This is a genomic window from uncultured Neglectibacter sp. (genome assembly GCA_937958185.1).
Classification (GTDB): Bacteria; Bacillota; Clostridia; order Oscillospirales; family Acutalibacteraceae; genus Acutalibacter.
Map to the genome: position 1 here is coordinate 80,972 of CALFFN010000006.1, position 15,617 is coordinate 96,588.

The following is a 15,617-nucleotide window of genomic DNA, read 5'->3' on the forward strand; positions in this document are numbered from 1 at the left end:
TTACCATCTTCTGTCTGTGAACGGGTTCAGTGCGATATACTCCAGTACCTTCGTGATATCGTCTGCCGTCGTCTGGTAATCTCCGCTCGGGTCTGCAATGTATTGCGACAGTTCTGTGTATTCTGCCTGCACTGCCTCGCTTGCTCCCTCGGGCGGTACCAGCAGCTGGTTCAACGCGATGACCTGCAATACATAAGTGATATCATCTGCCGTTGTCTGTGTATCTGCATTCAGATCGCCCGGCTGGTATGTCAATTTCACTTTTCGGTCTGCTACATACGTTTCTCCATCTTTTACTACAGTGTACCGAATGACATACTCTTCTTTGAACCTTGTCACGCTTTCTCCGAATACAAAATACTTTTCGCTGCTGTCACTATGATGCGGCTCGATATAATCCACAGTATCCGTTGCATTTCCTTCCGCATCGTACCTCTGGATCACGATCGGCGCTCCATCAGCTGCTTCCAACTGCTTCACTTCTACCGTTGCATCTGCCAGCCATGCTGTCAAGTCGTCTCCGGTCAGCGGCTCTGTAGTTTCAGGCAATTTTACTCCCGACACATTGCCTGCCAGATCCGTATACGGCTTTACATCGGTTTCATAGTTCTGGTAGTTATAGTAGAAAATCGTATCCGTGCGGTACTTCGCTATTGCATTTGTGACATCATCTCCTGTAGCTCCGTCCGCGATATCTCCACGTCTCACGAGCTCCTTGTACGCCAGCGATTCTGTATCCGCTCCATGCTTCCACAGGTCGCTGTTGCCCTCCGTCAGCTGCAGCGGGTTATCGTCCTGCGTGTACAGGTTGATGGGGACTGCGATGTAAGGATAGGCTTCGAGGTTGAGCGTGTAGCCGAGGGAAGCATAGTCCGGGCAGGCAAGGAGGGCGTATTTGCCGGTGTTCTCCTGTGTGCCCATGACTTCTTTCACCAAAGCGTCCCGGTCTTCCTGAGACGTAGAGGCATCCAGCAGCTCAGCGATGGGCTTCCAACTGTCTCCGTCCTTCATACCCAGTACCCAACCGACAAAGTCCTCATCATACGGAGCTTCGGGCAGTTCCTTCATGCGACCGATCTTGTCTTCTTCCGGCTCGGTGGAATCACCAAGATAGAAGGTATAGCCGTTTTCGTCTAAATCCTTCACCATATTCAGCAGGTCCGCTTCGGACAGGATCATGCCTTCGGTGAGATTCAGCGTGGTAGGTTCTTCCACACGGCTGATGACCGTATCGGACTCGCCGCTCTTATCCCCCTCCTTGATGCAGAAGTAAGCGGTGTACTGCTTGCCCGTTGCAGGCTGGCTGATGACGGCTTCGCCGTTCTTATTGACTACATCGGGCAGGACAAACGACATCTTGTACGTCGTCTTCCACTGACCACTATTATAGCTCGCCATCCAGCAACCGTCAATATATGATTTGTCGATTTTTATCAATTCTTCGCCTGCACCCATGACATAGTAGTCCGAGCCGGTAGCGCCAAGAGTCAGCACATTTCCGGTGGAACTGGTCACGGTAATGACGTCGGGGCAGAAGTTCTTGACGCCCGTATCTCCGTCCCATGGAGCATTGGGAGTGACAACGATGGGATTGCTGCTTGAGGAGCCCGCGCCAGTGGTGATCTGTACGTAATCGTCCACGTAGGTCTGCGTTTCCGCGTTGAAGGGAGCGTCCATGGTAACGGGATAGGGCTCGCTTTCCAGACCGTACCGCTGGCGGGTGATATATGCCACACCGCCCTCTACCGGCAGATAGCTGAGAATATCGTTTATCTTCAGGGACACTCTCTGCTCCGCCTTGGGATTGGCCAGGCGTTCATGCAGGAACTGACCCACCAGCTTGAAGCTGTTCTCAGAATCTCCTCTGGCGTACACGCGAATGGTATCGCCGTCCTCCAGCGCGCCGTTGGCGTCGGGATCCTGCTGCTGATAGGTGATGGTATCCGCTTCCGTGCCGTTGTTGTTGGTCACTGTGAAGGTCAATCCGGCCTCCGCCGAAATACTGGTGGAGGGATAGCCGATAGCACCCTCCGCGGTGTATTCCTTGCCGCTTACCGTGATGGTCGCGCGGAGGACCACAGACCTTGCGCCGTTCATTGTGACGGTCACGGTCTTGTAATCGTCGCTGGGCGCTAAGCCTACGCCATTCAGCGTGTTGCCGGGATAAGCGCTGACCTTCGTCCATGTGTTCTCATCGCCGGTAAAGGCAGGCGCGGCAGTCTCGTCGCCGTACTGATCCAGGAACTTCATTGCAAGGTCGCCGGAGAGCTGTGTCTCCTTCAGGACCTTATCCTCCACCTTCAGGAAGGTAAAGGTCAGGTCATCGCCGGTGATCTCGCGCTTGACGTTCAGCGTGTACCTGCCGACCTTGCCGTTTGTGGACTTCGCCTCGATCAGGTATCTGCCGGAGACAGCCTCGCTGGTGAGGGTCAGCACACCGCTCTGGTCGATGGAAATTCCCTTGGGTCTGCTCTGGACGCTCCAGACAACGGTAACGTCCTTCATTTCATTGTCGTCCTGGTCAAAGGCAGTCGCCTTGAACTTCGCGGTGGCTTCGCCGGGCGTGTCTGCGTCCTTCATCGTGGGCACAGCCATGGAGCGGTCCTCGTTCACGCCGGAAACAGCGTCCACGCGGATCCAATCGACCTCGGCGGGCGTATCTGCCGGCTCGACCGTAATGGTGGTCTCGCCCTCGGGGAACTTCCCGTTCTTCTCTGCCGAGCCCTTGACCTTGACGGAAGTCGCGCCGCCCAGGGTCAGGGTGTCGGTATCGTTATCCACAGAAGGCGCTGCTTCTGCGGGCTGCCAATCGTTCTCGTCGATCCAGTAGGTGGCGTTATCCGCGTCGCCCATGTAGCTGCCGTAGGAATCCAGGAAGCCGGCATGGAGCTGCACGGTCTCCTCGCCCTCTTTCGCAGCGGAGGGAGTGATCTGCAGGCTTGCGATCTCCTGATATTCCTTACCGATGATATTCAGGGTCTTCGTTTCGGTCAATCCTGCGGCGGACACGCTCAGGGTAGCGGGACCGGTTTCGGCAGTGTCGTAAACCGTGACGTTGCCGTTTCTGTCCACATCTACGCCTGTCACGTAGGGATCGATCGCCCATACCATGTTGGACACATTGATCCTGCCGCCGAACTGATCTCTGACCTCCGCGCTGTACTGGGCCGTGCCGGGAGCGGTGATCGTATCGCTGCCCTTCACGTCCAGACGGGTGATGACGATATCGGTCGCCACAGGCTCCTCATCGGAAACCGTGATCTCCTGCACATCGTAGCTGCTGCCGGAGGTCGCCCTTACGGTAAACTTCTCTACGCTGTCGGCAATGACCACAACGCCGTTTTCAGATACGGTCACGCCCTCGGTCGTCCCTTCCTGCGTCCATACAACAGGCGCGCCGGTGATCTCATCGCCGTACTGGTCGAGAACCTTTGCCTGTAACTGAGGCGCGGTCCTGTTGACTGTAGTGGTGAGGATCTCTACCGTTGTCACCTGGGAAGCGTCATGGTTCGCATACACGCTGACAGAGCCGGTTGCCGTCTCTGTCCCGTTGCGGGTCGCCGTCAGGGAAACCTCATAGGTCCTGGCAGGGGTCCCGGCGGGTACGGTCAAAACGCCGTCCGCTGCGCCGGTCCAAGCCAGTGTAACCGCCGTATCCGCGGTCATATCCGTGCCGAACTCGCCGGTCAGACGGTACGTTACCGGCACCTCCAGATCGTTCTCACCCGTTGCGGGAACGACCACGGGGCTTTGAGCGGTAAGCTCGGCAGTCTTCAATGCTTCTTCGCTGAGCGTCTTGCTGCTGACAGTCAGCTCCGCCTCGTCCTTTACGGAATCGGACAGTGCCGCGCGGACCGTGAAGGGGTCTCTGTGACCGTTCAGGGTCAGCTTGCCGCCTGCGGTCAGCTGGACGTCAGGCACATTTTCGGTCACCATGGACCAGATCGGCGCAACGCCTGCGGGCTGCGGGATCTTATTCCCGTACTGATCCAGATAGTTTACCTTTAACTGGAAGTCTGTGCTGTCGCTGGGCACGGTAGTGGGATCGATCTTGATGCCCATGCAGACGCTGTCTTCCCTGACGATATCCAAAGGCTCAGCCTTCGCGGAAATGCCTGTGCCGCGGTCAGTGGCGGTAACGGTGATATTCTTTGCCTCCAGAGCCGTGGAATCCACAGTCAATACGCCGTGCAGACCCGTGCCGGACACGGTCACGCCGGCAGGAGCGTTTTCTCCGCCCCAGACCAGGTCGGGCGTGCCGGAGATGGGACGGCTATACTGATCGAGGACCTCCGCGGTATAGGCGACATTGGTGCTGCCCGTTACGGGGATCGTCACCGCGCCGCTGCCGGTATTCCTCTTCACCTTCATGCTGTTCACCCTGGGAGCTTCATCAGAGATGGAGAGGGTCTTGACAGCAGGTTCGCTGCCGTCCGCCGTATAGGATACGGTCACGCCGGTCAGTGTCTCGTCAGTGATCTTCAAAAGACCGCTGTGCTCTTCAATGGTAACAGCCTCAGAGATGGGGGAAACGATCTTCCAGCTGCTGCCCAGCGGCACATAGCCGGAAATTTCCTGATGGAACTGGTCGTAATGGATCGGCGTCAAAGTGGTATCCACACCGCGTCTGACAGCAGATTCCAAAATACCTACGGAAGCAAGCCGGATACCCTCGGAAGCATCATATACCAGCTTGAAGGTCACGGTAGCGCTTACGTTTGTGGCGTAATCGCGTACCCGCAGCTTGATGTTGGAGCCTTCCGCCGTGCCCGCAGGGATCTGTACCGTTCCGATCTGGCTCTTGTCCTCCTGCAGGGCGCTGGTCACCGTTACGCCGGTGGGTTCGCCGAACAGCTCCCACTTGGCGGTCTCGGGCAGGTCTATCACGTTTTCGTACTGGTCATACGCCTTGGCGTTGAAGGGCGTCAGGCTGGTCGGGTCGGTAGAACTGATCTTCCCGGTCTCAGGTCCTGTCAGCACGATCTTCGCCAGATGTGACGCTTCGCCTCTGGTGATGGTGACAGTCTGCTTATTCTCCTTCTCGCTGCCGCCTTCCGTATAGGTAACAGTGGCAGGGAAGGTAATGGACTGCACCTCCAGGGGGATCACGCTGAGTGTCTTCGTGCTTTCGTTGTAATGGAGCGCCGCTGCCTGCTCTTCCGTCAACTCGGGCTGGGTGGTCAGGTTTTCCAGATCCACCGCGATCTTGTAGCCGGCGGGCAGATCCATTTCGTCTCCATACTGATCCACGCCGACCGCGCTGAGTGTGACGGATTCCGCGTCTGGCGCGATCTGCGCAGGCTTTACCACAACACTCGTCAGCTTGCTTTCCTGACGCAGAATGGTAAAGGTCTTCGTGCCGGACACCTTGGTGCCGTTTTCCAGAGCGGTGATCGTCACCGTTTCAGCTGCCTTGGCAGTCTTGGGCACGGAAACAGTCACTCTTCTGGTGGTGCTGTCCACGGTGCAGGTCACATCGCTGGAAGCGCCGTCCAAACTCCATGTAAAGCTGGGAGTATCTATGTTCTTGCTCTCTGCCTGGAAGGTCAGAGTAACAGGGTTCTTTCCTGTCGGCACAGTGACGGGTCCTTCCGTCTCGCCTTCCTTCAGCACTCTGGTCACAGTGACAGAGGGCGTCAGGTCGGGCAGCGCGGAGGAACGGTCAAAGGTGCCGGTCGCCGTAAAGCGTCCGTCGCTGGTTTCCGCCGTTACGGATACCTGTGTGGCATCACAGAAGGTCAGCAGACCGCTGCTGGAAACCGTGGGCGCTGCCGGTGTGACAACGGCGGTATCCATCACTGTCTTTGCCGTGTCGATCTCAAATCTGGGCGTAATGCCGTCCGGCTTATCCATTTCCGCGCCGTACTGGTCGATGTACTTCACGACCAGCTGGATGATCCCCTCATCGGTATCTCCTGCCTCCAGCGTAATGCCGGAAAGCTCGGACGCCTTCCGCGCCAGATTGATTTCCGTATAGCCCGAGGCTTCGCCATAGGCCGCGGTGATCTTCACGTTGTTCCTGGCAACGGCGTTGTTGGAAACCGTCAGGATACCCACATTGACGTCTTCCGGCGAATTCTCCATATTGGTGCCGTTGATGGCGGGGTCTGTCTGCCATGTGACGGCGGCGCTTTCGTCCAGAACGATCACGTTGCCGTGGTCGTCCAGAACAGTGGCGTTAAAGCCGTATCTGTCCTGCCCGGTAATGGGAATGTAGATCGCGCCTGTGCCCTTCAGCCTGGTGACCAGAACCTCCTGAGCGGTCTGGGGCTTTACGGTGTACTCATCGTCGCGCGACAGCGACTTCGCCGCGTTCTTCCCGCCCGCCGTGACCTTGACGTTCACCCTATCCACATCAGTGGGAACCTTCATCACGCCGTTATGGGCGTCCACAAACTCCGCCGTCTGAATCTCATACCCCTCCGGCGCGTCATCGGGCTTCGTGCCGCTCTGGTTCTCGATCGTCCACAGCGCGTCTTCCGGAGTGGGCATCAGCTGACCGAACTGATCCAGGTACTTCACGCCCAGAGTCAGGGTAACTTCACCGTCGTCCTTCCTGGGCAGGGCGGTAGAGGTGATCTCGATCTTCGTCAGCACAGGAGTTTCCGCCGTCAGCGTGACCTGCTTTTTGCCGGTCAGCTGCGTATCGGAGGAAATATTCAGCTTGACCTGGACAGTGTCCTCCTGTGCCGGGGTCTTGGCAGCGTATGTGACACGAACGTCGCTGTTGCCATTCTGTGCGATCGTGCCTGCGGTGGTGCTCCAGCTGTAGGTCCCGGCTGTAAACGCCATCTTTCCGCCGTACTGGTCGCGCAGGGTGCTGATGAAGTTTGCGCCTGTCTCCGCAGTGGTGCTCAGGTTCACCTTGTCGGGACCTGTCACTGACAGGAAGGAGGCCTTGGCAGGCTCATCGCCTACCCGAATGGTCTTCTTCGCGTTGTAAGCGGTGCCGTTCAGCAGGATATCTGCGTTGACGTCGATTTCAGCGGCGTCGCCGGAAGACAGGGTGCTGTCGTTGTTGCCGCCGTTTGCAAAGCTGGGCTTCACTGCGTCCTCCGCGGTAGAGCGCATTCTCTCACCGGTCACAGTCCAGGTGGAGACCACACCGCTGGCGACGCTCATTTCCTGACCGAACTGATCCTTCCAGACCAGCTCCAGCTGAGTGGAAGCGTGAGGAGCGACCATGTCGTTCCTGATCTCCACAGTGGAAACGGTGGAAGCCGCCTTTGTCAGGGTCAGCCCGATGGTATCGAACTTGGCGCTGACCGGCTCGGTGGCAACGATGGTGATATCACCCGCCGAAGCGTTGCTCTTGACCTTTACAACGCTCTGGGTGTTCTGCGTCTTCTGGACCTCCACGCCGGCGGGAATGCCTTCGACCTGCCAATCGCAGGAGCGGTCCAGAATGATATTGTTATTTTCGTCCAGGATCCGTGCGCCATAGATCAAGACGGGCTCGGCTTCTGTCAGGGTGGGAACCGCCACGCTGGTGGAGCCGTAGATCTGGTACACTTCTACGCGGTCAACCTTTTGTACCAGCGTATCGTCCACCACGATGGGCTGATCTGCGGAGGATATGCCGTCTGCCGTGACCTTTACGGTCACATCGGACGCCGTACCGGGATTCAGAATGCCGTCCGCTGTGAGATACGCCGTCTGGCGCTGGGATTCTTCCCCGGTCTGAGTCTGCCCGACCAGCGACCAGCTCACATTCGACACCTCAGAAATGGGGTTTCCGAACTGATCTCTGTATTCCGCAGTAAGCTGTACGGTCTTTCTGGGCACCTTACGGCTCAGCACCACAACGGAATCCAGTCTGGGCGCCTCCTGCCGGAATTCGGCGCTGCCGGTACTGCTTACTCTCCTGCTGGAAATGGTCACGTCTACGCCTATGCCGACGACCTTCGGATCCGCTCCCTGCTGGGCAAGGAGCTCGCCCTTGGTATTGTCGGGCACGCTGTATTTCTCCACAGCAGCGGTCATCTTCCAGCTTTCACTGTCCCTTTCACCAGTGGGCAGCATTTCATTGCCGTACTGGTCCCTGGCAACATAGCCGAACTGGGTCGTAGTGTCGCCCTTGCTGTTCAGAGTGACAATACCCTCGCCCAGGTGGTGGACCGTAACTGTGGTAAGGACGTTGTCATAGTTGAGTTCGCCCTCATGCACCACGGTCAAGGTCTTCTGCGCCTGGCAAATGGGGCTGCAGCTGACCTGCACATCTATCGTGCTGCCTTCATAGCCGCTGGTCAAATCCAGTCTGCCGTCGCTGGTAAGGACCACGCCCACAGGCGCGTCGCCTGCGAAAGACCACAGTGTGGTCGCGGGCGCCGCCATGGCGTCGCCATACTGGTTGATATACTTGGCGGTCAACTGAGTGACAGCCTTGTCCTTGACCTTTTCAGAGGTGATCTCCACCGCCTCCACATAGCTTTCGGCATGGATCAGCTTCAGATTGGCATAGCCGCTTACACCAGTAGCGGTATCGATCGCGGTAATGCGGACTTCACCGGGCGTAGCCTTTGCACCCACGGTAACGGTGCCGTCGTCCTCGTCGATAGTAACGCCTGTCGGTGTGCCTGTCAGGCGCCAGATCAAATCGTCGCTGGGGATCACGTCGCCGAACTGGTCTTTTACCACTGCTTTATACGCTACCGTGACAGGGGCGTTAGGCAGAACGGTCACCACATCGCTGTCGCCGGACACGCGAATCACTTCAATGGTATAGGCGTGGCTGCTTTCCGCAGGTTCACTGGTAATGCGGGCTGTGGCGATCAGCGTGCCGTCCGTCGTTGTGATCTCCGCCTGCACATCGGCATAGCTGCCGGGAGCGGGAATAGACAAATCGGCAGTATCCCCGTGAGGAAGCAGAGCGGCTTCTTCCGTATCGGAGACGACCGGCTTCCACTCCACGCCAGTAACGGAGGCGGGCTTCGCCATTTCCTTGCCGTACTGGTCATAGTACACCAGATGGATCTGACCGCTGCCGTTCTTCACGGCCTTTGGCTGAATATCGACGGAGGTCAGCACTGCGGTTTCGTCCGCTTCTGCCTTGATGCGGGCACTGCCGCTGATCATGGAGTCTGCCTGGGTCAGGGTGACCTTCACATTAGCGGGAGCTGCGCCGGCATTGACTGTCAGCGTTGCCGTACCGTCAGCATTCTCGGTCAGGACCATATTGTGGTCGCCACCGGTCATGCCCCAATAGGTATTACGATAGGGCGCGCTCATTTCCTCGCCGTACTGGTCCAGGACCTCAGGCGTGATGACCGCCGTAGCTGCCGCGCCGCTTCCGGAGGGGATGGTAAGGGTCTCGGGAGCCGCCGCCAGGGTAATGCTGTCAATTCTGGGGAGGTCGCCCTTGCTGAGCTTCTTGTACACGGTAGTGCCGCCGATGACGACTTCCACCGTAACGCTCTCGGTATCTGCCTGGCTGTAGTGCAGCACATCGCCTTCCATGTACACCTCGTCGGCTGTACCGCCCACAAAGGTGAACACATTAAAGATCGGTGTGCCCATGCCCTGCATGGGTCTGTTGTACTGGTCTACCGCGGTGGCGGTCAGGGTGATCTGATCTTTGGTGGGATTCAGCGCCGAGGGGGACACAATGATATCCTGCAGATGAGGCATACCGTAGATGATCTTCAGATCGGCTCTGCCGCTCTTTCTGGTATCCCGGTCGGTAGCTGCCACCTGATAGGTGCCTTCGGAAGCGGAAGCGCCTACCGTGACAACGCCGTTCTGATTGATGGCAGTGTCACTGGGCTCGCCCTCCAGCGTCCAGGTTTCGTCAATGGGGAAGCTGTTGCCGTACTGGTCCTGTCCGGCAGCGGTATAGGAAGCCACTGCGGGTCCGATCACGGCTGCCGCGCCGCCCACCTGTTCGACGATGATATTGTCCAGAGCGGGATCTCCCAGCTCTTCGATAGTCAGGTCGCCTGTCCCGGTGGCGTCGCCCGCGGTGATCCTGATCCTGATGAGAGCTTCTCTGCCGTCCAGCCGCTCCGGCTCGATCTCTTTTACAGTCAGCAGGCCGGTGTCGGCGTCCAGAGAAATATCGTCAACGAAATCAGAGCTTGTGTAGGGGTTCGTCCACTTGGTCGCACCCAGATAGGTCATTTCCTGACCGTACTGGTCATAATACAGGGCGGTCAGCTGGGTGGTCGTGCCGGGGCGCACCTTCTTCTGCTGCAGACCTGTGGAGGTCAGCACGCTTCTTTCCTTACTGGTAGCGAAGGAAGCTTCACCATACACATCGCCAATGGCGGCACGTACACGGATCACGTTCTGCACAGGGGCGTTGGGCTTAATGGTCACAACGCCGTCCGCCACAGTGATGCTGTCCGGGATCATCAGATCCTGCATGCTCCAATCAGGCGTCTGGTCTTCCATCATTTGACCATACTGGTCATAGACGGTCGCCTTGAACGTCAGGCTGTTGGTCTTCTGCTCCAGTGTGGGAACAGACATGACAGCGCTGCCGGAGATACGCTTGACATTGATCTCAGCGGGCTTGGGCTCGCCCAGGTCCTTGACCGCCAGGGTCTTGGAGGCGGTCTTCCCGGAGGCGGTATCGGTCACGGTGACTTCCACCTGCTTCAGCGTGCCGTCATAAGTGAGCGTGCTGCCGCTGAGGGTAACATTGCTGCCCTCGGGTTCTACATGATCGGGATCAAAGCTCCAGGTAAAGTCTCTTCCTTCCATCTCGTCGCCGTACTGATCCTGTGCGATGGCAAGCAGGGTCACGCTGGTCTGGCTCTTGGGAAGAGAGGAATTCTTAATGGCAATGGACGCGATCTGTCTTGCTTCTCTGCGCACAGTCAGCACATCAAAGCCGGACACACCGTTTTCCCTTGCGGTGGCAGTCACCTTGATGCCGATGGCGTTTTCCGCACCGGGTTCCACGGTGACGACCGCGCGGGAGGGATCGGTCTTATCGGGCGCAACGGACACGCCGGAGCCTGCGCCGTTCAATGTCCAGACAACATCGTCCTGGCTCAGCACAATGGGGTCTCCCGCCTGATCGTAGCATTTCGCTTCAAACACGGCGGTCTTGCCCAAAGCGCCTGTCCCCAGCGCCGGTACGATGATATCATCGGTGCCGTCGATCCTGGTGACCTCGATCTCCTTGACGTAGCTGTCGCCGCCGATGGGCAGCGTCTTGTACGCGGAAACCTTCCCGGTGCCGTTGTCCTTAACATTTACGGTAACATAGGTGGTGTTTTCGGACAGGGTAAGCTGTCCTGTCATCTCATCAATGGTGGCGGTATTCTCCGGCACGGAGGACTTCAGCGTCCATCTGGGAGACGCCGCCTCATAGTTCATTTCCGAACCGTACTGATCCAGATATTTCGCGTGCAGCGTGGGCGTCAGGTTCCCGCCGGGAATGGCGTCCTCGCGCACTTCGATGGTCTCAAAGGTAGATTCATGGCGTTTGGTCCTGGCTTCTGCCGTGCCGAACGCGCCGGATGCTGTCTCCGTCGCAGTCACGCTGATGGTCAGGTCGTCCGCCGTAACGCTGGTCACGGTGACTACACCTGTGGACTCGTCAATGGTGACGCCGGGATAGCTGCCGTTCAGCTTCCAGAGGATCTCCGGCGTTCCCGTAATGGGGAACTCATCTCCGTACTGGTCCAGATATTTCTTGATGGTATGGCTGTACTGGTTATCCGCCATGCCCGGCTCAGGTACGGAAACAGTCTTATCGGAGGGCACCTTCTCCAGCACCAGAGAGGTCAGATATCTCTCCGTGCTGCTGCCGAAGGTCATGGTGGCGTTGGGAGAAATTTCCTTTTCGCTGTCCTCCACATATACTGTCATGGAATTCGCGCCATCATAGGTCAGCGTGGCGGTATTCTTGCCTTCATCGGGAGTCAGGGTCGCCGAGTTTTCAGGATTCAGCGAAACCATGGTCCATGCGCAGCCCGTGGGCAGCTCACCCTCAAAGATATCGCCGTACTGGTCGCGGTACACCGCGGTCAGCTTGCCGTTTTCAGGCGGCAGGACCTTGCCGGCTTCCTTGACGGTCAGATATGTTTTCTGCGGGTCGGTGCGGTAGGTGTCAAAGCTCGCAGACCCCGTGACATTGGTGCCCTTTGCCGTCACCTCGATCTCGATATCCTCCTGCTGGGGCGCTTTGGACGTTACCGTGACAACGCCCTTATTGGCCGCTGTATCGTCGCCCTTTACCGTTACGCCGTCGATGGGGGTCTTCACCGCCCAGTCATAGCCGTCGGAGAAGGTGTAGGGATTCTCGTACTGGTCCTTCGCCTCTACGGTCAGGCGGAGGGTCTCCTCGCCGTCCTTGATCTCCACAGAGCTGGAGCTGACATTCTTCACAACGGAAGGTACGTCTACATACGCCTTTTCCGCCGTGACCTTCAGAGACGCCAGCCTGGGCGCGGAGCCCACATGCAGCCTGGTGACCTCGGAGGACTTGATATCCGCCTTGGTGTCGAAATCTCTTACCGTTACCTGCACGTCCACAGTCTTCAGATAATCCACGTGAGGCGTCAGCAGACCGCTTTCGCTGACCTCTACAATGGGAGCCTCCGGGTCTGGGCTCTGGGGATCGGAGTCGATCTTTGCCCAGTGCAGCGTGCCGGGAGCGGGCATGACCTCATCGTACTGGTCATAGCAGATAGCCCTCAGCTGGGTGGTGACCTCCGCGCCGGGAGCAAACTCAAACTGTATCGGGGCGATCTGGATCCTGCTCAGCACAGATTCTCCGCGAACGGTATTGAAGGTCGTTTCACCTGCCGTACCGTTCTGGTGCATCGCCATGATCCGAACGCCTTCCTTGGAGGGGGCCTCCTTGGTAACAAGCACTGTGCCCGTGGTATCGCTCACGGTAATGCCGGGATAGCTGTCGGGCAGCAGCCACTTCACAGGCTCGCCGGTGAGGATCGTGCCGAACTGATCCAGCACGGTCGCCGCAAAAGCTGCGATGGACTTACCGGAGCCGGAAGGCACGATAATATTGCCCGTGCCGTCTGTCCGGCGCACCTCAATGGCGCTTGCCACGGAAGCTTCCGCAGTTACCTTTACTTTCTTTGTGTCGGAAATGCCGTCAACGCCGCTGGTCAGTGTGACCTCTGCGGTGCCGTTTACCGGGCTCACCTTCAATATGCCGGTGGTCGCGCCGATCTCGGCGGTAGAACCGCTCTCCGCCGTGACGCTCCATCTGGCGGCAGCGGGAGCAGTCATTTCCTTGCCGTACTGGTCGTAATATTTGGCGTTTAAGGTCACGCCGGTGGTAGCCGCCTCTCTGGGCAGCAGATAATAGTCTCCCTCCTGCTGGGTCAGCAGGATCACAGCAGAGGTCAAAACGCTGTCTTCGCGGGACGCTTCAAAGGACGCGGTAGCGGGAGCAACCGAGTTGTCCTTGCTGGCGACCTGCACGGTCACCGTGCCGGCGTCGGTCAGGGAACCCACGGATACCACGCCGCTGTCCTGTCCCACGGAAACGCCGGAAACAGGCGGGCGAATGGAGTACACCAGCGCCACGGGCTCGGTCCAGGCTCTGTTGTACTGATCCAAAGGCTGCGCAACGGCATTGACAGTGGCGGCAGCTTCGCCGTTCTTGGGAACGTTGACTGCGGTCACTTCCTGCCCGGCAGCATCCTGCAGGGTCAGCGTCAGCTTGCTGAACGCAGCGGGATCGCCCACGGTGAGGGTGACGGTGTCGGTGAAGACCCTGCTGTTTCCGCTGTCGTCCTTCTGGCTGGGATCGGTCACAGAGACCGTTACCGTAACAGAATCCGCACCGCCGCGGGTCAGCACGCCTGTGGACTCCACAATGGCGGGAGTTGCCGTTGCAGGCTGGGTCTTGCTTTCGTCTATGGTCCAGCTGACGGTTGCTCCGTCCGGCTTGGTAATTTCCTTGTCGTCCGCGTTCAGATAGGCCATCTGCATGGTCATGGAGCGGTCGTCCGGCGGCATTTCGTGGCTGGTGATCTTTACATGATCCAGTATCACGTCCACGTTGCCTGCCTGCTTCTTATCCAGCTCCAGCTTAAAGACGCCGGACTTCGTAGTGTTCTGTCCCACTGCCTTGACGATCACTTCGCCCGCAGACGCTCTGGACGTGACGGTGACAATACCGCTTTCGGAGTTGATGCTCACCGTATCCTTGGTGTCGTTCTCAATGCTCCAGTAATACTGCTCCGTGCCGAACACAGGGTCGGTGTAGGGGCGGTTATACTGGTCATACAGCACCGCGCGCATGGCTTCATAATAGGGGCTGATCGCCGGTATCTGAATCACGCTCACTTTGCCGTTCAGACGGGTCACCTTCACGTGATCCGGTCTGGCTTCATCGCCCGCTTCGATCTGGGCGGTAGCCTGCGGCAGATGCACCTCCGGGTTCTCGGGATTGTCCACAACGGGGTAGGTCACATCGGCGGTGACAGTAACGGTGTGGTTGTCCTCATCAAAATGGAACACACCGTCTGCGTTCACATTGCTGGCAGGTCCCCACACAACGCTGGCATTCGCTGGGGCGTCGATGACCTGGTTGTACTGGTCATAATAGGTCAGGGTCAGCTGCCCGTCCTGCGTGCCGGCAGGGAAGCCTGTCTCGTTGATCTCCACTCTGACAGCGCGGGACTTTTCATACACTGTCTCCGCGATCAGCTCTTCCGCAATGACATGGGGGGTCCCGTCCCACTCCGCGGTGGTTTCCACGTGGATCGTAACGAAGGTGCCCTCCTTGGAGTCCTTAGGAACTGTGAGAATGGCGCGGTCCTCGGCGCCTTCCTTAGGCACAATGTTCAAGGGCGGTTTCTTAATACGGTTGCTGTAGGTGTCCCAGGTCAGTTCGCCCACGTCTGTCCAGGGGCGGTCATACTGGTCGAACGCCTCGCAGATGTATTCTTTCTCGGTATAGGGGTTCTGAGATTCCACCAGGATACCCAGATCGCCCCAGACCTCGATCTTCTCTGCGCCGGTAATGGTCAAATGATCCAGATGCGCGTCATCGCCCAGCTTGATGACCTGCTCCGGGGAGACCTCGCCGTCCACCTCCACCTTGACCTTGACCTCCGTGGAGTTGTTCATGGAGAGCTTGCCATCGGTGGTAAGCGTGGCGTCTGTCCCGGCGTCCACTAAGGTCCAGACAGCAGGGTTCTTGGGCTGATAATCAAACACGGTATTGTACTGGTCCAACACCTCGTAGCTCAGCTGGAAGTCCTTCTCCGGCGGGGCATAGGTATCCTTGACCCGCACCTTCTTCATAATGGAGGGGTTCCGGGTCAAATGGACAGTTTCCTGATGGGCAATGCCGGAAATACGCTCCAGAGCGGTTACCTCGACCTCCTGCCCGTCCAGCGCCTCACTGGTGATCACCAGAGCAGCGGATTTGCCCGCCGCGTTCAGCGTAACACCGGGCACCTGCGCAGGTCTCATCTGCCAGACCACGTCCACATCGCCCAGCTCTTCATCGAACTGGTTCAGTACGGCGGCCTTAAAGGACACGATGGTGGTCTGGTTCTGCCCGTTGGAGGGCTCCGGCACAAGGACGGGGTCCCCGCCTGTGCGTTCTACATCTATCTTATACGGCTTTTCATCGTCGCCGAAAATAATTTTATGATCCGGCTTGCTGATGTCAATGCTGCCGTCCT

At 58.1% G+C, this 15,617-nt stretch carries 1 protein-coding gene (cut by a window edge); it reads right to left on the bottom strand.

Annotated features, from left to right (window positions below; all coding sequences use genetic code 11):
• On the bottom strand, positions 1-15,617 hold the 3' portion of the coding sequence (locus AB8996_RS02035; RefSeq protein WP_369297307.1) for a hypothetical protein. 13,912 nt of this gene lie beyond the right edge of the window; 15,617 of the gene's 29,529 nt are visible here — the last part of the coding sequence; its start codon lies off the right edge, out of view; it ends in the stop codon at positions 1-3.